Genomic DNA, 17060 nt, shown 5'->3' with positions numbered 1-17060 from the left:
GATTACATCTGATCCTGCCTTCCGATAGAATTCATAGGAGTTTTCAGAGGATGTATCACCTTTTACGTGGAACTATAAAAGTTCCTTTTTGGAATCCTTCGTTTGCTTATTGAAATGTGCTGCTATCTGAACTTTCATTTATAATTACTCCTCTCAAATTTGGGTTTTATGAAAAAATAACGTCTGCAGCTAGTGCAATAATTGAAGCAACACATATTGCTGCCATGTGCATGCCACGTTGCTTGTAAAGAATAGATTCTTTGTCAGCTGCTGAAATAAAAGATAGGATAGCGATAAAAGCAAAAATAATTTCAATCCACGTTGACGTCAGTTCCTCCCTCATTCCGTGATATATTAAATAAGAGGTGAATTTTATGAACGGTAAGAAAGTTATCACTATTCTTTTATCCATCTCTTTACTGGGTGTGATTGCTTACTTCGGAATAGCTTATGGATTACTATGGTATATCTTTAATGGGTAAGAAATAAAGATTATCCATCCCCTTTATAAGTTCAGTACAGCCAAACTATCTCTTATATCCTCCTTGTGGGAGAGAGTCTTTTTTTTGAAATTTGTTATACTTAAATAAAAACTTTTAATGAGGTGTTATCTTGCAATATTTTTTTTTAATACCGTTGGCATTTGTTTTGGCAATTCCCTTGGTTTTACTGTTAAAAGGTGATTATGGAACCAAAAACAAGGTTTCAGATAAAACTAGTAGCATAGAGAAAAAATTAGACAGAATAATAGAATTACTTGAAAAAGATAAGGATGCATAAGCATTTTTATCTTTTTTCATGTCGCAATATGTATCTACTACGTCATAACCTTTGTGAGAGGAGGGCTATTAACCCTCTCTGTCCATGTATCTTCGTACTGTGAGTATCCGATTTTGAATCTGTTATGAGCCGATTTCAAGCGAGACGAACTGATAAAATAACTCAACTCACTGGGACACTCCCAGCGTATTACGCCATCTTTGATATCTTGATATACAAAGGTAAGGATACGGAGTTTGTACATCTGGAGTCCCGGCTACAAGCAAAGGTAAGAATGAGGAACTGGACCAAATCTGGCATGCTTCGAAGCCCAGTATTTACAGAGTTTATCGTATAAGCACTAATAGACCCTTCAGGCATAAGCTTAACAGGTTATTTTATGTTTGTTCTGAATCTAAATCGCTACGGGACAAACGTGGCAACTCATATTTTTTAACAACACCTAGCCTCTAAAATTGGTCCCTTTTTTTATTAAAGAATTGGTAAAGGCAGGAGTAGACTCAATTGGTGTACTGGGATCAACTGGAAACTATGCGCATCTTAGTAGAGGGGAGCGTTTGCGTGTCCTTGAGCTTGCTGTTAGTTCTGCTGAAGGGATTCCCGTGATGACAAGCATAAGTGCGATTCGAACTTCAGAAGTACTTCGATTAGCGGAAGATGCACAACAAGCTGGGGCAAGTGCAGTACTCTTGGCTCCTATCTCCTATCAGGCGCTAACAGATGAAGAAGTGTTTTTTGTATACGAACAGGTGACAAGTTCACTCTCCATTCCACTTTGTGTTTATGATAATCCCGGCACTTCACATTTCCATTTCAGTGATGAGCTGCCCAGCAAAATTGCTAGGTTACCTAATGTTTGTTCCATTAAGATTCCCGCATACCGTCAGAATCTGATAAAGCCAAGTTACGTGTAGAAAAACTCAGAGCTGTCATTCCACTCCATGTTACGTTTGGAATAAGCGGGAATCCATCCGCATATCCAGGCTTGAGTGCAGGTTGTGACTTATGGTACTCAGTGCTAGGTGGTTTATTTCCGAGGTTATGTCTAGATATCACAAGAATGACTCAAAGTGGCCATTTAGAAGAAGCACAACACCTTTCAACATTACTAGAACCGATCTGGAAGTTATTCAATAGCTACGGTAGCCTTCGAGTGATTTCAGCAGCTGCTGAAATAATTGGCTTAATAAAAGTCCTAGTCTTCCCTTGCCTTTACAACCATTAAACAAATCCGTTAGGAATCACCTGAATATCATTCTAAAGGAATTAAAATTCACTGTATAAACTTAATATAATTCATTGGGAAGTATATATGCTGCTCTATAACACTGGTAAGGATCGTTAGTTTTCATCAATATAACAAATACCCCATCAACCTTAAGTGATTGACGGGGTATTTGTTATAGACATGCTTATGCCAAAATCACGCTTAAAATATTACAACATTGTCAATTGTCAACTATTTTGCGTTCATTAACAATGAAGTGGGTATTTTATGAATATAATCATCTTATGCAAGGGGGCTTTAATATGAATCTCACACTGATTTTTCACGCAATTGAAACAGAATTACAACTACAAATACATTTAGTCAGTGGAGAGACATATGTTGGTTTTTGTCAGGAGAGCGACTCTTCAGGTTACTTCACAATAAGAACTAAGAGTGGTTTATTTTCTTTTCCTTCTTGGGCGATCAAACGGATTAAAGAAGTGTGATATCGTAGGTTATTTAATGCATGCTCTAAATTCAAATCACTCCCAAACAAAATGAGATCCAGCTAGTTTAATAGATCCGGTGTATCCCCCTCTACAATCCCACCATAATCCATAAGATGACCTATTGGATCTTGTTCCAAACGAAACCAATCCAAGTATGAGTATCCATAGAGTTGCTGGATTCCCCACAATAAAGTATGTCTCTCTGTATTGAAAATCTTTATTGTTCATCAGTACAAAAACTGCTTGTTCTCCGAACTATCTATTTCTTCGCAACCAATCGTTTTTCTGCTTTAAAGTCCTTCTTAATAACTTTATTGTTGTTCATGTAATTATCCCACGAATCATACTTCCAATTAGGTGAAAAGTTATGACTAATCACATCGATGTAAATACGACACTAAGTAAACACTTCCCGCTTCTGGCACATCTTTATTGTAAAGACACTTCTTGCATTGTAGCTGTGGCTCTTGAAGAAGAACGTGGACAAAATTGAGATTAACTCCTGACTGTCCTTGGTGAAGGGGAAGTATCCGATCTTTTTACAACTCCATAACAACTATCCTCCTAATTCTATAATAACTTGGTGTTAAGATGTATAAAGATTCATCATCTTAGATCCCAATGGAGGTAATCCGATTGAACAAGAAAAAGCGGTTCGCTACATTAGTTGTTATCGTGTTTTCAGCTGGTGTGCTTGCAGCCAGTGCTCTGATCGTCCCTAGCCTGATGAATTCCGTAGTTTTCGCCAAGAACAGTTCGTCAATTCAGGGCAGTAACCGGCTGGCTTTGAGCGAAAGCACGATACCCGTGCTAAAGGTGGAGGCGCCGGCGCCGGTATCCACCATACAACAAGACCTGTATCAACAGATGACAGCGGCGCAAATCCAGCAAATCTATGACTTTATAGACAAGGCAGAAGATCCCCATATTTCAGGTCGGGAACAAACCGAATCCGAAATCAACCGCAGACAAGTGTTGGACGATAAGTATGTGTATGACGGCCTCCGCCCCAAGCAGCAGCTGCCGTTAAAGGCTGGACAAGCAGATATGTATCTAGATTTAGAAACCAATACGTACACCTACCCGGAGAGGAGTATGACTGATGAGGAACTGTTACAGCTGATTGACTGGTACTACCGGGTGAATTACTTCGTGTCCAAACGAAATCCGACTGTGCCTCAGCTTCAGCCTCAGAAAATCAGCCAGGTTGAAGCTGAGGCACTGGCCTCTGACAGTGTGCGCAAGCTGTTCGATGCCGACGTGTCCAAGCTAAAAACATCGGGAATGCTGATTGAGCTGGGACTAAACAAACGTCCAACCTGGACAGTTCATTTTGCTCCTTACAAGAATCTTACCCTGCTCGGATCAGGCGAGGTATTCTGGGAATATGATGTGTTGATTAATGCAACAACCGGTGTCGTAGAGGATACGACAGCCATTAATTTGGCACTGAAGAGAACTCCCATCGACGACGACGCAGCCGGCACCATCCAGAAGGATGCCAGTTGGATTAATAAAGCCGTGCAGGTCATCACGGACAAACAGGGAGAAACAAGAACCATTGTCAAAGCTTATCTAACCGACACCGAGTTTAACAACAAACGCGGAATGGTGGATGTTAAACTGTTGTTGGAAGATGGAAGTAGCTATATCGCGGAGTTCCGCTATCCCGATCAGACCCTTCGTTGCCTAATCTATGAAGCTTCTGACAAAGCCAATTAAGCGGAAACGTTACAGAAATACAGCAGTCGGGGCACCGCCGCCACACTGACTTTTTCAAGACCAGTTATTAATGTAATTGTGAGTATTGCGCGAACATCAGATGGTTCTGGTTCAGGTTGATCTGCCTTCTGAGGGGTAGCTGATGCTTCGTTTGAAACTTAACTTTCCATTATTATTCAATGTAGTAACTACATAAAAATTGGTCTTACCGTTAGAAACTGATATATCTAAAAACCTATCTTATTACCAAGAAGCACAGTAGATGAAATATACAACATTAAAGGTTCTGTCTCTAAGAGCAGTATCTGTCGATATGGTGCAGAGGTTACATTTAAAGATGAGATCGGATATCCATATGAGTATGGTGTCTGTAAAACAACCTTTCTGTGATGCTTTAAAGTAATTAATATTTATTGTAGGTATGACTATTGTGCTACACTTCATCCGTATGTTCGAAGGTTCCACCATTTGTAAAATCTAGTGGCCCAAGCATTTCCTACTGTGCATCAAATCTCAGTCGAATGAATAGTACTCAGCAGCCTGATTCTTGTAAATATTAACATTTGATTATAAAATCAAACAAAGGCGGTGTTAACAATGAGATTAGTACTATTCATGTTGGCTGGAGTAGGCGCGATTTTCTATCTCTCATTAGGAATCATCATTGTAAAGGTAATCCTTACAAGAAAATTACCAAATAATAATTACACTCCATTTGACTACATCACGGCCCAATCTCCTGTTGAGTTTCACGATGAGAAAAAAGAGATAGAAGAAAATGCGGACCATGGTGATGATAAGGATAAAAACATCATTTCGTTATCAAAACGACGACCTTCTCTTCCCTGATGCGCAATAGGCTTCTACTTCGTCATAACCTTTGGAAAGATACTCCTACTCCTTTAATGATCTGTATCTTCGTACTGTGACATAAAAAAACTCTTACGTTATAATAGTGTTGAATTAAATATTGAAGGGACTGAACTATGCGCAGATATCGATATCTTAACCCCAAAATAAATAGATAATGGAGGTAATATATTGATTACAGAAATACAAACCAAAAGACTAAAATTAAGAAAAATGAAATTATCTGACTCTGCTAGTTTGTTTAACATTTGGTCTGATCCTGAGGTTACAAAGTTTATGAATATCAATAGTTTCACTGAGGAAAGCCAAGCAGTAGAAATGATTAAAATTCTTAATAACCTGTCTTTGGAAAGCAAAGCTATTCGTTATTCCATAATCGAGTTAGAATCAAATCGCATAATTGGTTCCTGCGGTTATAATTCTATAGATTCTTCAAACGCTAAAGCAGAGATTGGATACGATATTAGTAAAGATTATTGGGGCAAGGGATATGCTCCTGAGGCCATTCAATCTCTGATGGATTATGCGTTCAACACTTTAAATTTCAACAGGATAGAAGCAAAAGTCGAACCCGAAAACAATAATTCCATAAGAGTTTTGCAAAAGTTAAACTATACATTCGAAGGAACAATGAGAAAGTGCGAAAAGTCCAAAGGAAAGTTTATTGATTTAAGCATTTTCTCAAAATTAGTAACAGAGTAACTTTTAATGGGTGGGCCTACATTTTTATGGTGTAGGCCTTTTATTTACTTCACGTTGCTCAACTAAATGCGTACTGTGTATTAAGTAGAGCAACTGTTGTCACATCTTCCAAACGTAGAGGGCTAGACAGACTCTCCTAGCCTCTTTTTTTGAAACCAGTAAATTAACACCTCTTTACCGAAAAGATAGCTAGATAAAATCTCGACACAGCCGATTCCGGATCGAGCTTAACCGCCTTCTGCCAGCAGCTCTGGGCTTCTGTTTACAGATATTCAAATTAGGTATTTATTGATAATATTTATTCCTTAAGGAGGTGGACGCACTGTTAATGATCTTTGATAAGTTATTTAATATTTCCAAGGTTGCGGCATATGCAACAATTGCGATGTACACATTCTTTCAGTTTGTACTCACAAAACATAATACGGTAAATGATTTAATCAATAGCAACCTTTTAGTTTATGTCGTAGCTGCTGCTATTCTTGAGGCATTACATAATCTATATGACTTTTTATGTGGTCATCTAGAGCGGTAATTCTACTACTACCATACCTCACCAGCCCAGCGTTCCGTTTCCGTTACTTCAATACCTCGACGAAAATAACTCGGAAATACGGGAGCGCGACCGCTTGGGTCGCGGGCTCTCGCTTACTGACGAAATATTCACTAGACAGTAGATTTACCCCGAACGTCTCACTTCCCTTAATAAACCTAGCCATACGCAGTACGTGTCAGTGCCATCGGGCCAAAGCTTACCCAGGCACACATCATGGCGCAATAATGGATAGATTTACTTTATTGGTCCCTATTAATCATCTATTTTTTATATGGAGCACTTAATTGACCATCTATTGATTACATTGTATAATACAGGTATATTATGTAAAATAAAGGCAGGTGAGGCTGTTGGATGGAAATATCGATTTAGATTTAGATATAAATCTTCTAGATCTTGATCCAGCCGTAAAAGTTCTTAAAATGATATATTCTTTTGAAAGCTGGCCCAATCTTCTAAAACTAGCAGATACCTTTTTCAACCGAATAACTCAAATTTATAATAATTACACACACAATAATGAACTGGAACTAAAACACCAACGACCTTTAATTTATTATTATGGATACAGCTTGCTTATGTTGGGACTAGCCCACAAAGAAATTGAAAATTATGATAAAGCTCGAACTTACATTAAAGCTTATAGCGATTTGAGTTGGTTCAAGGGATTAGATGCTGAAGGATTAAATGAGGTAGCCTATTATAAGTACATATCAGAACCAAATCTTTTAGAAGTAGAAGTGCTTTCTGGAAATATTCAATTCATAGATCGCTATGTTTCGTTCCTTTTATCCAACTCTAAAGAAGTTCTACCAGGACTAATAACTTTGTTAAAGGCAGCTACTAATTTTGATTTAAACATTGAATCTCATTTAGCTCTTTTCTCTAATAGAATTTCAAAATTTGAGGATACCGCTGCTGATGAAATTATAATAAATTCCTACCAAGAAACTTTTTTTATTAATATGATCAGATATAAAACAAAAATTCAAGATTATAATACAGCTATCAAATATAGCATGAAATTATTAGATTCTGCAGAGGTCACAAACTCTGATAAAATCTTTAAACAAGCAGTAGTATACTTCGAATCATTACGTTCATGTGCTGATGCTACTCAGATTAAAGATTTTGAAGAGAAAATAATAAATTTCAAAGAAAGGGTTGAGTCTCTGTGAAAAAATTTGCCGTCTCTTTATTGTTGGTCCTCACTATCGTCAGCATTGCGCCAGCACTGCCAAGTACCTCACCAGTGGTCTTATTCCACGGAGCAGAACATTAATATCAGAAGTACAGCGCGGGTTAGGAGATTGCTCCTAACCTGTTTTTTATTAAGTGAATTATGTAGTTATTGCAATAACATCCTCCATCTTGAACCAATCCCACTCATCCTCCGACCAGCGGAGTTTAATTCCCTGTTGTTTATCCAGTTTCATCACGATACCTCGTTTTAATATATTCTCCATGGGATCAAACAGAGTGAGTGTAATCGGGCTGTGCTCTTCCATAGAACGATATAACAATTTTTCGAAGCGCTCTATCTCCTGTAGATCTAGAGTGGGTTTTTCACGACGTTCCTGCTCATTATTGTCATCTATAATCCGGTTTTTATGTTCGGGCAATATCATTCTGCTACACTCCCATACGTTCTCTAATTTTTTCATCATGAAGTTGCCCTCCTAATAGTCCGTCCAGTAATTCGTTTTACTACCATCTATCCCCCACTGGAGCTCTTGTGGCTCTGACTTTCTCTTTTTAAACCTAGGGTCAATCCTTTCCCAGCCTTCAATAATTCGGGCGCTCTCTGGTGGAGTGTGCGGGGTCCATTCTATATATTTTTCGTTAACTAATTCCCTAAGCCCACTAATGATCTTACTTGGTGTCCGTCCACTCTTGATTTCTAACTCCTGTAAAGTTGGCATATGAGCATGATGCACGGCAGAGTGGCGCATGATCATTAGTAGCTTTCGGGCGGTGTCACTAAGCATGTCGCTTCATTTGCACAGGCTGCCAAGCAAGAATATTAGCCTCCAGAAATACGCGCGGAGCTCCGGTTGATAAGCAAGTTGCGCGAATATATTCTCCACGAATCCCTTTCACTTCAATTTTACGTTGAGATATCTTACCTGATTTATCTTGGTACACTATTTCAATGGTTTGACCGATTCTTATTTGCATAATTACTCACCTTCCAAGGATAAGAACATTTGTTTGTATTATAACCAAACGTACGTTCGTTAATCAATGTAAAAATATCCCGCCAGGCATGAATTATTACATACAAAGTCATCGCTCAGGTTTATAATTTGTTTTATAAGCATTTATTGCATTTCCGCAAACAAACTAAGGAGTATGAGTGTTTTTTATATGTTATAGGGGGAAACGAATATTAGGACCGATGACCGAGGTTGAAGCTATGCGTGAATGGTTTACTCTCTCCGGTACAGTGAAGGAGATTTATATTATTGAGGTAGATGAGAACGATAAGGTAAGACGCCAGATCGGACCCACAAAGAAGAAAAAGAAATAAATATAAAGGAAAATAACGTAAAACAGCCCCACCGACCCATTAAGGTTGACGAGGTTGTTTTTAATTTTCAAAAAGGAAACTGAGTAAGCGAGACTGACTATTAACAGTACAATCCCAACAATCGAGGATAGCACAGCCATTTTATCTTTAGTTTTCAAATACAATGCCGCTCCATTAAATATTAAAGCTCCGCACATCCCCAGCATAGTCCAAGAGATTATCACTTGATCCTGACCGCGGAAAAATGTGATTCCCAGAATGATTGTTGCTGCACTGAATAAAATACCGCACACCCTTAGTACTTTCAGCAAAATGTTCACCTCCGAAAAATAAAGCACGCTAATCTAATATATTGGTTCCGTCATAAATTAAAATTCATAGATTACTATTCCTATATCTGGTAGAATCAACTAGCAATTATTAGCAGATTTAGGGGGATATAAGATTGAACAAAAAAGCTTTTTTATGTATCGTGGCAACTATTGTAATCCTTTCAGGATGTGGTAGTTCCACAACAAATTCAGAGAAAAAAAATACAACGTCTACAGGAGTTACACCGTCCGAAGCAACAGCCAGCCCTTCAGAGCCCACTCCTGAGCCAAAAAAGAAACTTACAGCTTCCGAGAAACTGGCTCTCAACTATGTGGAGATTTTCCTCAATGGTTCAGATATCGAAGCGAAAAAGAAATTCGTATCCGAAAATATACTTCCAGATGTACAACCCATTTTCCAAATGGCTGAATCTACTGAGACACCCGAGAATAATAAACTTAAGAATCCTACAGTAATTGAAACAGCTGATTATACGGACAAAGATGGCGGAAAAGATAAACTCGTGCTTATCCAAGGTGAGAAGTCTTCCTCCAATAGCGAACTTATCATTTTTATTAAGGATGATAAAGTTGGTTGGGGATATTCGTCTAATGACAAGGACAAGGATGCATTTAACGAAGTGAGGAAACTCTTTAAGGAACCTGTAATTAATACTTCAGATTCAGGTAATGCAGGTACAACTGAACAGTCTCCTGAAGCGACGCTTAAAGAAATCAGTAATTTTGTCGTTTCAGATATTTGGAATGATGGATTTGTTGATATCAGCTGGTATGCAGGTTCAGGAACTGGCTCTACGGGTCAAACAATAGATATAGATTTTACAATCGAGCAATTAGCAAAAGCGATGAACCAAAAAATGGAGTACGATAATTATATCAACAACCTTGATGCAAAATATGATTCAATTAAAAGCATCTGGGCTAAGCTCACGGGTGAGATGGATCGTATGTACAAACAAATCCAAGATACGCCTCCTATTGCAAATGATGCAAACACCAAAATAGATACAGGAATATTCACCCAGTACTTGGAAGCTTTTACTGATGAGGTTGACAAATTACCTAATACTTAGATTAAAAAATAAAGTCCCTGCCGGCCGCCACGGTTAGCAGGGATTTTGTTCGGCTTTAATGGCTTGCCGCTCAAAATAGTAATCCACCAGAACATAAATGAAACCAGCAATTCCGAAAAAAATAATAGCTGTACTACTATTCAAATGGTATTCCCGTATAGCGTTCATCGTACACCTCGTAAAAGAAACCATATCCCGCAATACCACTCAATAAGAATATCATTATGCGGCTTATTAAAGGATTAACTATCTTTCGAATAACCCATGATAAAGGAAGCAGTATAACCGGGTAAAGAAGAACTGAAAAAAGGAACATCAGAAAAATAAAAGCAAACCCAATGTTTTGAAAACCGTAATATTCTGTTGTACTTATTTTAGTTCCTTCCCAAAGCTCCAATCCAAAGGCTGCCAGGGTGAATAAAATCGTCGAAATAAACCATAACATTATAGGCTTAACTGCACGCAAAATAATCCCACCATCTTTATGCTTTTTATACTTACAGCCGATTTTTTTAAATTATCATTTCGCACTTGGTTTAGATGGATTACCTTTTTACCTTGCTGAATAATTCTTGCATGTAATCTTCCGTCATGTATTCTCTAAACTCTTTGTCTAATAAGTATATTTCATCTTGATTTATCCATTGGTAGTTAAAAATAGTCCCATAGTCTTCACCTTCTCCTTCTCCAGTGAAGCTCCACTTTTCAGGTAATCTCGTTTCTGGAATTAGAAGGTAGTCATGTCTTTCGACATTCGCATCTATAAAATCCTTATAATAATATTGTGTGCCTATTTTCTTTACTAATTTAAATTGTTTAAGTCCACTTTCTTCTTGAATTTCCCTGAATAACGCTTCTTCTTCTGTTTCCCCGGCATCGATATTTCCACCTACTAATCTAAAGGGTACTTCTGGTTCATTAAGATAGACTAATAAGGTCTTTTCTCCAACTTCATTGTCTTGCAAAATAAATCCGTATATCTTCTTTCTAATCGGTTTCCCTATCTTCATCGTGACACCTCATATCTTCAACATCTCTTCTGGGACTAAGTGGCTCTTCTAATATTGTTTTTCGATCCTTTGCTTCATCCTTATTTACCTGTATCGTAATTATTTTTTTCTTTTTTTGAGCCGGAATCATATGAAAAAATATTGAAATAGGATTATGAATCACAATTTTTTTCAAGGAACCACACGTAATATTTGTTTCACCAATTACTACACTATCATCTAGTACTTCAAGTTTATACTTTTCCTTTTGACTTTTTATCGAAATAAATAGAAAAGGAAAAACTGGCAGTTTGTGTCCAACATACTTACACCTCTATTCATCACCTTAATTATTTCACTTTGGATATTATATCATTAATTCCCATATATTATAGTTATGATTTCCCTTTGGAAGGGTTAATTGGCTTGTAATATGGGTAATCCATCTTCTCTTGAATTTCTCGAACTACATTTTCATTAGTAAGCGATTCTATGAAATATAAACCCAGATCAATCGAAGCTGCTACTCCTCCCCCAGTAAAAACATTTCCATCCCTTACGAACCGTTCCTTAACTACTTCGGAACAATAAGGTGCTAATAGTTCATATGCAGAAGGGTTGGTAGTCGCCTTCTTCTGATTTAAGAAACCGGCAGCTCCCAAAATCAAAGCCCCTGTACACACTGACACCTTGTATTCAACCTCTCGAGCAGTCTGAATCCATGTTATAAAATCAGTATCGAATCTAAGTTGTCGAGTGGATAACCCTCCAGGGATAAATATCAAATCATAGGCTGACAGATCAGGGGAAACCTGGTTTATTTTCAACGTCAATCCTCGATCATCCGTGACTTCTTCCTTGTTGGAACAAAAATCCCACGATACATTTTCTATCGCCTTTAGAACTCCCATCCGGGTAACCGCATCGTAAAAACCAACAAAATCTAACGTAGTCATTCCGTCAAATAGAATATAAGCCATCTTCAGCATTTTCATTCTACACACTCCTTCGATACTTTTCGGCGAAATTCATTGGGGGTTATCCCGTATTCATTTTTAAAAACACGATAGAAAGAGCGCAAACTGTTGAATCCGGAATCAAACGCAATATCCGTGACCGGATGGGTAGTGGATAACAGCAGCATATGAGCAAAGGCTACCCGTTGGCCATTGATGTAATCACGAAATGAAATATGAAACTGCTCCGAAAAGATTCGGGAAATGATAAATTTACTAATGCCAAGCTCTCTTGAAAGCGTATCCAGATTTATGTGATCTAAAAAATGCATGTCGATGTAAGCAAGGATTTTGGGGACGAGATCCATTTCTTTTTTGTAGTCTACTTTTTTCATTAGCAGTAACGGCAGAGCGTGCCCTAATACTACAGAGGTATAAGCCTTGAGCAGACGAACATCACATTGTTCTTTATATAGTTTATACAAGGTTGCCAGCAGATCTTGAAGCACCTTTTGTTTCGAAACTATAGGGTTATCCGGAACATGATTAAGCAAATCCCCCGCAAAATCCCCCGGAAACGTGGCGTCAAAAAAGAACAGCAGGATCTGGCTTTTCTCTATGGTTTTGTAGCTGTGAGGTTGATTGGAAAAAATAATCGCTATGTCTCCTTCAGACAAATCATACTCTTTTCCATTGATGTTGATATTGATTTTGCCGGACAAAACCATTGTTATCTCTACATTTTTGTGTAGATGAAGAGGATAAGTGTTATTGGTAGAAATAAAGGAGTGAAACGCCTGGTCACGATGCTGATATTTAATATTCATGTTTTTCTCCCTATCGTCATGGAATGCCAAGCACTATAGCTGCTGTAATACTAAGAACATAATATGAATTTGTTCGTTTGCGCAAGAACCAAAGAGCAATAGTTGGCACAAAAAAAGATTTTTTTGGCAGGTAAATACGCCCTAAAAGTTTTAAAGTATTACCAGTAAGCTGCTTGTCGCAGACCAGTAACATTTCACTGAGAGGAGGAAGTATAACAGGAACAGCATTCAGCGATAAGACTGTATCCATGTTATACGTCAAAAAGATGAAATGGAAGAGTAAAAAATCAGGTAAGGTTATGGGTGTCTTATTGAGTTTTTCGGTAGCGTTTTCATTTTTAGGAGGTCACACACTTGCAGCTTCAGGGCAGACAGACGGAGACAAAAGTTTTGCGGGTGCCTCTATTCTTGCTTTTCCTGGCGCGGAAGGTGGCGGCGCCTATACGAGCGGTGGTCGAGGAGGCGATGTATACATCGTAACTACCCTTGAAGATTACGCTGTAAAAGACAAACCGATTGCAGGCTCCCTTCGCTATGGGATTTTATCTACTCCTAAAGAGGGTCGTACAATTGTTTTTCATGTTTCCGGAACGATTGAACTGAAGAGCACGTTAAGTCTCAATAATATTAAAAACCTGACCATCGCTGGGCAAACCGCTCCAGGCAACGGAATTACCATTGCAGGTTGGGATACCAATATCAGCAATTCAGAGAATATCATCATACGCTACACCTCTTTCCGTCCGGGTGCCACTAATGTGTATAATGGCAGCGATTCAATGGATGCGCTTTGGGGGAGAGACAACAGCTACTTCCTCATTGACCATTGTTCCTTCAGTTGGAACACAGATGAAACTCTATCTTTATATAGAGGCGAAAATGGCACGATCCAGTGGTCCATTATTTCCGAAAGTCTGACTCTATCCGGGCATTCCAAAGGAAGACATGGCTACGGTGGTATTTCAGGCGGAGACAAAACAACATTCCATCACAATCTGTATGCGAACCATACCTCGCGAAACCCAAGACTAGGCGGCGGTTACGCAGGTGCTGCAGATGCTGATCATGTGGCGGTTGTTCAGTTCTCGAACAATGTAATTTACAATTGGGGCTTTAACGGCACTTATGGCGGAGGTTTTACTTTTACTAACTTTATGAACAATATCGAAATTGCCGGTCCAGGTACAAGAGATAATGTAACTAACAGAGTCATTGATGCCGGTGAAGCTACCAAGCTGGGCGGTTTCTACATCGCTGGAAACAGAATTAACGGCAAGCTCACAGGCTTACTGAATGATTCTTCAGATTATGTGAAATTTTCCGGTGTACAGAGTGGTGAACAAAAGACGACCCTTGCAGCCACACCATATCTTTCCGCGGACAGTACTGGAGTTAACCATGGTATTACCAATAAAGCATTTGATAATTATGTTAAGTCCGGCGTAAAGCAAGCGAATGAATCACTATTAAAAAGCATTCTGCAACAAGCGGGAGCTACCTATCCGCGTCGCGATGCTATCGATGCAAGAATTGTGGCAGAAGTCGAGCAGAACTCGGGAAGATATATCAACACTGAACATGAAGTCGGGGGTTACATTTCAGACTTTGGCGTCATTGAGGCACAATATGATAAGCAATTTGACACTAATAAAAACGGAATAGACGACAAGTGGGAAAAGAAAAATAAAATCTGGGGCATCAAGGATGCATACAAAACGGTTACTAAAAATGGTTACACCTGGCTTGAGCTTTATATTAACGGTCTAGTTGATATGAAACACGTCGCCGACAACCCCGCTGCTAAGCTTTTGGCGCCAGAAAACAATGCACAATTTGTTACCGGGAAAGAGGTCGAAGTTAAAATTAACGCTTCCCCTAAATCCGGAAACAAAATAAAAAAAGTTGCTGTATATAATGGCTCTAAATATCTTGGGGAAGCAGTCAAAAAAGGCAACACATATACGTATACCCTCAAGAATTTAACGGATGCTTCATACTATATCTCTGCAAGAGTGACCGATACCCAAGGAAATGAGACGCAGACCACAGCTGCTAACATTCATGTCAATACCGCTACCTCTTCCCTGGCTGGAAAGAGTTGGACTACAGCAGATATCGGTGATCCGTACATTAAGGGTTCCGGAAGTATGACAAATGATGTGCTTACCGTTAAAGGCAACGGAAAGCTTGGAAAAAGTGAAGGTGGCACAGAACGTTCTGAAGCGAACAATGCAACCAAAGATGACTTCCACTTCGTGTATAAAGAAATGAACGGAGATATGGAATTTACCGCGAAGCTCGAAGAAATCGGGGCCGTTGACAACCATGCCTTCACCGGGCTAATGATCCGCGATGACTTGAATAAAGACAGTGCCGCGGCGGCCCTTGGTATCTCCTATGTGAAGTTGTCCAAAGAAACCAGCTGGTCATCTTATCTGACGGGCAGAAACATTAAGAGCGGAGGATTTGATGAATTAACTGAAACTTTAGACAGCGTATCAGCTGCTGAAAAAGCTGGCATTCAACTTGTTCCAGATATTCCGTTCAAAATAAATGGTGTGGAGCAAGGGTATTGGCTCAAACTTGGCCGTAAGGGAGATGTTTTTTATGCTTACGGATCAACGGACGGAAAAGACTGGAAGCTAATTGGCGAGCGAACTATTGCTATGGATGGTTCGGTATATGTCGGATTTGCCGTTGACAGTAATGATGTTGCCAATAAGATTGAACAACTGAACTATGCTAAGTTCTCTAACATTACTGTGGAGAATACATTCACTCCAATAGGTGACTCAGCGGTAAATAAATAGCGTCTGTTCATCTACACAGTTCCAAAAACACGGAAGCCAGTAAAGCGGCTTCCGTGTTTTTATTGATATCCGACTGGACCAACACAATATATTGCCTGATTCGCTGTTCACTGTTTTTACTCCACGAGAATGAAGTTGACTTTACAACGTTCCCTTTTCAAGAACATACTCTTCATTGGAGTTTTTTAAAACGATATCAAATTTATGATGATAAGAATGCATAAACAACTCATATTGCATCCTGCGCTGTTCATGGGATTTTCTTAAATAATTTATATCCGTTCCTCTTTCAGAAACATCACGTATACTCCTTCTCACCAACTCGGTTTCTCCATCCGTATATAAGTAGATTTTCAGATCATACAAATTTGGGTCAGTAAAAGCAACGCTCATGCCTTCTACAATATTTATCTTGTTTTGTGAAGATATGAACATACTTTTTGTATAGTCCGTGCCAATGGTGTAAAAATCCAACCCATCCCTCAACATATGAATATCTCTCTCTAAAGCAGATATATAATGAGCAGCAGGATGACAAGCTGTCACTTTATCGTGGTAATGTTCATTCTTATATTCATAGTCGATAGAAGTGTATTTTCTAAGACTAGATTCAACAATATAGGGGTCTGTATTAATATAATTCACATCATCCTGCTGCAAAAGCTTTAAAAGATTATGAGCAAATGTTGTTTTTCCAGATGCACCATGACCCGAAATCCCAATGATGATTCTATTAGCCTCACCGCTAATCAAATTAGCTATCTTATGTAACACCTTGTCCATATTATTCGCCCCTCTCCCTACTCGATCCTATGTATTCCTTACTCCGCTATGGTTTAGCACATTAAAATCTATGGTGCATTTTATATAAAGAAACTTAATAGAAAGGGGTAGATCTTCCATGGCTACTCGTCAGCCTGATTTAGTGTTGATCAGTTGGAGCAGAAATCCTTTGGTTGCTGGATCAGCACGTAGGATTATTGCCGCCCGTGTTATTGGAAATGCCGTGCCTTGCAGACCTAGCTTGAGACCCAATGGATTGCTTAACACCGCTTTGGCTTGCTTATTAGACAACGATGTTGGTTTTAAAGTAGTCTTTCGTAAAAAGACTTCAAACATTAGCGGATATATTTTGTTACAACGTAACTAATAGGTTTAGGGGGCAGTGAAATTGCTGCTCTCTTTTTTCTGTGT

The 17060-nt window shown here is 38.8% G+C and carries 22 protein-coding genes and 1 pseudogene; 12 read left to right on the top strand and 11 right to left on the bottom strand.

Annotation, left to right across the window (positions count from 1 at the left end):
- Positions 1–166: 166 nt before the first annotated feature.
- Positions 167–412, bottom strand: coding sequence for a hypothetical protein (locus PODO_RS31045; protein WP_169744760.1), 246 nt, complete (start codon positions 410–412; stop codon positions 167–169).
- A gap of 200 nt (positions 413–612) precedes the next feature.
- Between PODO_RS31045 and PODO_RS31040 the strand changes: the two genes are divergently transcribed.
- The 9 genes and pseudogenes from PODO_RS31040 (at position 613) to PODO_RS11610 (ending at position 7527) form a co-directional block, all read left to right on the top strand.
- Positions 613–780, top strand: coding sequence for a hypothetical protein (locus tag PODO_RS31040; RefSeq protein WP_155288124.1), 168 nt, complete (start codon positions 613–615; stop codon positions 778–780).
- Between the two features lie 470 nt (positions 781–1250).
- Positions 1251–2064 (top strand): annotated as a pseudogene (locus PODO_RS32210) (dihydrodipicolinate synthase family protein); the annotation flags it as partial.
- A 246-nt stretch (positions 2065–2310) separates the two neighbouring features.
- On the top strand, positions 2311–2496 hold the full coding sequence (locus PODO_RS11635; RefSeq protein ID WP_038570197.1) for a hypothetical protein: 186 nt from the start codon (positions 2311–2313) through the stop codon (positions 2494–2496).
- Positions 2497–2866: 370 nt separating this feature from the next.
- Positions 2867–2992 (top strand): hypothetical protein, encoded by a 126-nt coding sequence (locus tag PODO_RS32150; protein ID WP_256717697.1) that lies wholly within the window; start codon positions 2867–2869, stop codon positions 2990–2992.
- Between the two features lie 143 nt (positions 2993–3135).
- Positions 3136–4221, top strand: a complete 1086-nt coding sequence (locus PODO_RS11630) for a hypothetical protein (protein WP_038570195.1) — start codon at positions 3136–3138, stop codon at positions 4219–4221.
- 597 nt (positions 4222–4818) lie between these two features.
- Positions 4819–5070 (top strand): DUF3951 domain-containing protein, encoded by a 252-nt coding sequence (locus PODO_RS11625; protein WP_036686019.1) that lies wholly within the window; start codon positions 4819–4821, stop codon positions 5068–5070.
- Between the two features lie 192 nt (positions 5071–5262).
- Positions 5263–5793: a GNAT family N-acetyltransferase gene (locus PODO_RS11620; protein ID WP_038570187.1), complete on the top strand. Its 531-nt coding sequence runs from the start codon at positions 5263–5265 to the stop codon at positions 5791–5793.
- Between the two features lie 313 nt (positions 5794–6106).
- Positions 6107–6328: a hypothetical protein gene (locus PODO_RS11615; RefSeq protein ID WP_141240305.1), complete on the top strand. Its 222-nt coding sequence runs from the start codon at positions 6107–6109 to the stop codon at positions 6326–6328.
- A 371-nt stretch (positions 6329–6699) separates the two neighbouring features.
- A complete protein-coding gene (locus PODO_RS11610; protein ID WP_038570183.1) occupies positions 6700–7527 on the top strand; it encodes a hypothetical protein in 828 nt (275 codons plus the stop codon).
- 162 nt (positions 7528–7689) lie between these two features.
- On the opposite strand, the gene PODO_RS11605 is transcribed toward PODO_RS11610, so the two are convergent.
- Genes PODO_RS11605 through PODO_RS11595 form a run of 3 tightly spaced genes read right to left on the bottom strand, consistent with a single transcriptional unit; the run spans position 7690 to position 8527 of the window.
- A complete protein-coding gene (locus tag PODO_RS11605) occupies positions 7690–8016 on the bottom strand; it encodes a YolD-like family protein (protein ID WP_036686011.1) in 327 nt (108 codons plus the stop codon).
- 12 nt (positions 8017–8028) lie between these two features.
- On the bottom strand, positions 8029–8271 hold the full coding sequence (locus tag PODO_RS31480) for a hypothetical protein (RefSeq protein ID WP_143759041.1): 243 nt from the start codon (positions 8269–8271) through the stop codon (positions 8029–8031).
- A 58-nt stretch (positions 8272–8329) separates the two neighbouring features.
- A complete protein-coding gene (locus PODO_RS11595; RefSeq protein WP_370510578.1) occupies positions 8330–8527 on the bottom strand; it encodes a hypothetical protein in 198 nt (65 codons plus the stop codon).
- Between the two features lie 220 nt (positions 8528–8747).
- On the opposite strand from PODO_RS11595, the gene PODO_RS32145 reads away from it, so the two are divergent.
- Positions 8748–8879, top strand: coding sequence for a hypothetical protein (locus tag PODO_RS32145; protein ID WP_256717407.1), 132 nt, complete (start codon positions 8748–8750; stop codon positions 8877–8879).
- Positions 8880–9324: 445 nt separating this feature from the next.
- Positions 9325–10284, top strand: coding sequence for a hypothetical protein (locus PODO_RS30015; protein ID WP_052096976.1), 960 nt, complete (start codon positions 9325–9327; stop codon positions 10282–10284).
- Between the two features lie 136 nt (positions 10285–10420).
- Here the strand turns inward: PODO_RS30015 and PODO_RS11580 are convergent, their stop codons facing one another.
- From PODO_RS11580 to PODO_RS11565, 5 genes are all read right to left on the bottom strand, one after another.
- Entirely contained in the window at positions 10421–10750 is a 330-nt protein-coding gene (locus tag PODO_RS11580; protein ID WP_038570177.1) for a hypothetical protein, read from the bottom strand.
- Positions 10751–10829: 79 nt separating this feature from the next.
- On the bottom strand, positions 10830–11294 hold the full coding sequence (locus PODO_RS30010; protein ID WP_052096973.1) for an NUDIX domain-containing protein: 465 nt from the start codon (positions 11292–11294) through the stop codon (positions 10830–10832).
- Positions 11272–11469 carry a hypothetical protein gene (locus tag PODO_RS31035; RefSeq protein WP_155288123.1) on the bottom strand — a complete coding sequence of 66 codons (198 nt, stop codon included), beginning with the start codon at positions 11467–11469 and terminating at the stop codon, positions 11272–11274. Before PODO_RS31035 ends, PODO_RS30010 begins: the two co-directional genes overlap by 23 nt.
- Before the next feature lie 199 nt (positions 11470–11668).
- Entirely contained in the window at positions 11669–12259 is a 591-nt protein-coding gene (locus PODO_RS11570) for a DJ-1/PfpI family protein (RefSeq protein ID WP_038574385.1), read from the bottom strand.
- A 5-nt stretch (positions 12260–12264) separates the two neighbouring features.
- The gene (locus PODO_RS11565; RefSeq protein ID WP_036686005.1) at positions 12265–13056 is read right to left on the bottom strand and encodes an AraC family transcriptional regulator; all 792 of its coding nucleotides are present in this window, start codon (positions 13054–13056) and stop codon (positions 12265–12267) included.
- 173 nt (positions 13057–13229) lie between these two features.
- Between PODO_RS11565 and PODO_RS11560 the strand changes: the two genes are divergently transcribed.
- On the top strand, positions 13230–15866 hold the full coding sequence (locus PODO_RS11560; RefSeq protein WP_218918671.1) for an Ig-like domain-containing protein: 2637 nt from the start codon (positions 13230–13232) through the stop codon (positions 15864–15866).
- Positions 15867–16007: 141 nt separating this feature from the next.
- Here the strand turns inward: PODO_RS11560 and PODO_RS11555 are convergent, their stop codons facing one another.
- Both PODO_RS11555 and PODO_RS31030 read right to left on the bottom strand, forming a co-directional pair.
- The gene (locus PODO_RS11555; RefSeq protein ID WP_038570174.1) at positions 16008–16649 is read right to left on the bottom strand and encodes a uridine kinase family protein; all 642 of its coding nucleotides are present in this window, start codon (positions 16647–16649) and stop codon (positions 16008–16010) included.
- Positions 16650–16778: 129 nt separating this feature from the next.
- Positions 16779–16940 carry a hypothetical protein gene (locus PODO_RS31030; RefSeq protein WP_155288122.1) on the bottom strand — a complete coding sequence of 54 codons (162 nt, stop codon included), beginning with the start codon at positions 16938–16940 and terminating at the stop codon, positions 16779–16781.
- Positions 16941–17060: the final 120 nt, after the last annotated feature.

Origin of the sequence: Paenibacillus odorifer, from assembly GCF_000758725.1 — a bacterium.
Lineage (GTDB): Bacteria > Bacillota > Bacilli > Paenibacillales > Paenibacillaceae > Paenibacillus_AQ > Paenibacillus_AQ odorifer.
The sequence above is the reverse complement of the archived record's forward strand: the minus strand, read 5'-3'. Positions and strand labels throughout refer to the sequence as shown.

Coding starts and splice junctions, on each gene's coding strand:
- PODO_RS31480 (WP_143759041.1), bottom strand. CDS start 8,271: ATGCCAACTTTACAGGAGTTAGAAATCAAGAGTGGACGGACACCAAGT.
- PODO_RS32150 (WP_256717697.1), top strand. CDS start 2,867: ATGACTAATCACATCGATGTAAATACGACACTAAGTAAACACTTCCCG.
- PODO_RS31045 (WP_169744760.1), bottom strand. CDS start 412: ATGGATAAAAGAATAGTGATAACTTTCTTACCGTTCATAAAATTCACC.
- PODO_RS11565 (WP_036686005.1), bottom strand. CDS start 13,056: ATGAATATTAAATATCAGCATCGTGACCAGGCGTTTCACTCCTTTATT.
- PODO_RS11625 (WP_036686019.1), top strand. CDS start 4,819: ATGAGATTAGTACTATTCATGTTGGCTGGAGTAGGCGCGATTTTCTAT.
- PODO_RS11595 (WP_370510578.1), bottom strand. CDS start 8,527: ATGCAAATAAGAATCGGTCAAACCATTGAAATAGTGTACCAAGATAAA.
- PODO_RS11635 (WP_038570197.1), top strand. CDS start 2,311: ATGAATCTCACACTGATTTTTCACGCAATTGAAACAGAATTACAACTA.
- PODO_RS11555 (WP_038570174.1), bottom strand. CDS start 16,649: ATGGACAAGGTGTTACATAAGATAGCTAATTTGATTAGCGGTGAGGCT.
- PODO_RS32145 (WP_256717407.1), top strand. CDS start 8,748: ATGACCGAGGTTGAAGCTATGCGTGAATGGTTTACTCTCTCCGGTACA.
- PODO_RS30010 (WP_052096973.1), bottom strand. CDS start 11,294: ATGAAGATAGGGAAACCGATTAGAAAGAAGATATACGGATTTATTTTG.
- PODO_RS11605 (WP_036686011.1), bottom strand. CDS start 8,016: ATGATGAAAAAATTAGAGAACGTATGGGAGTGTAGCAGAATGATATTG.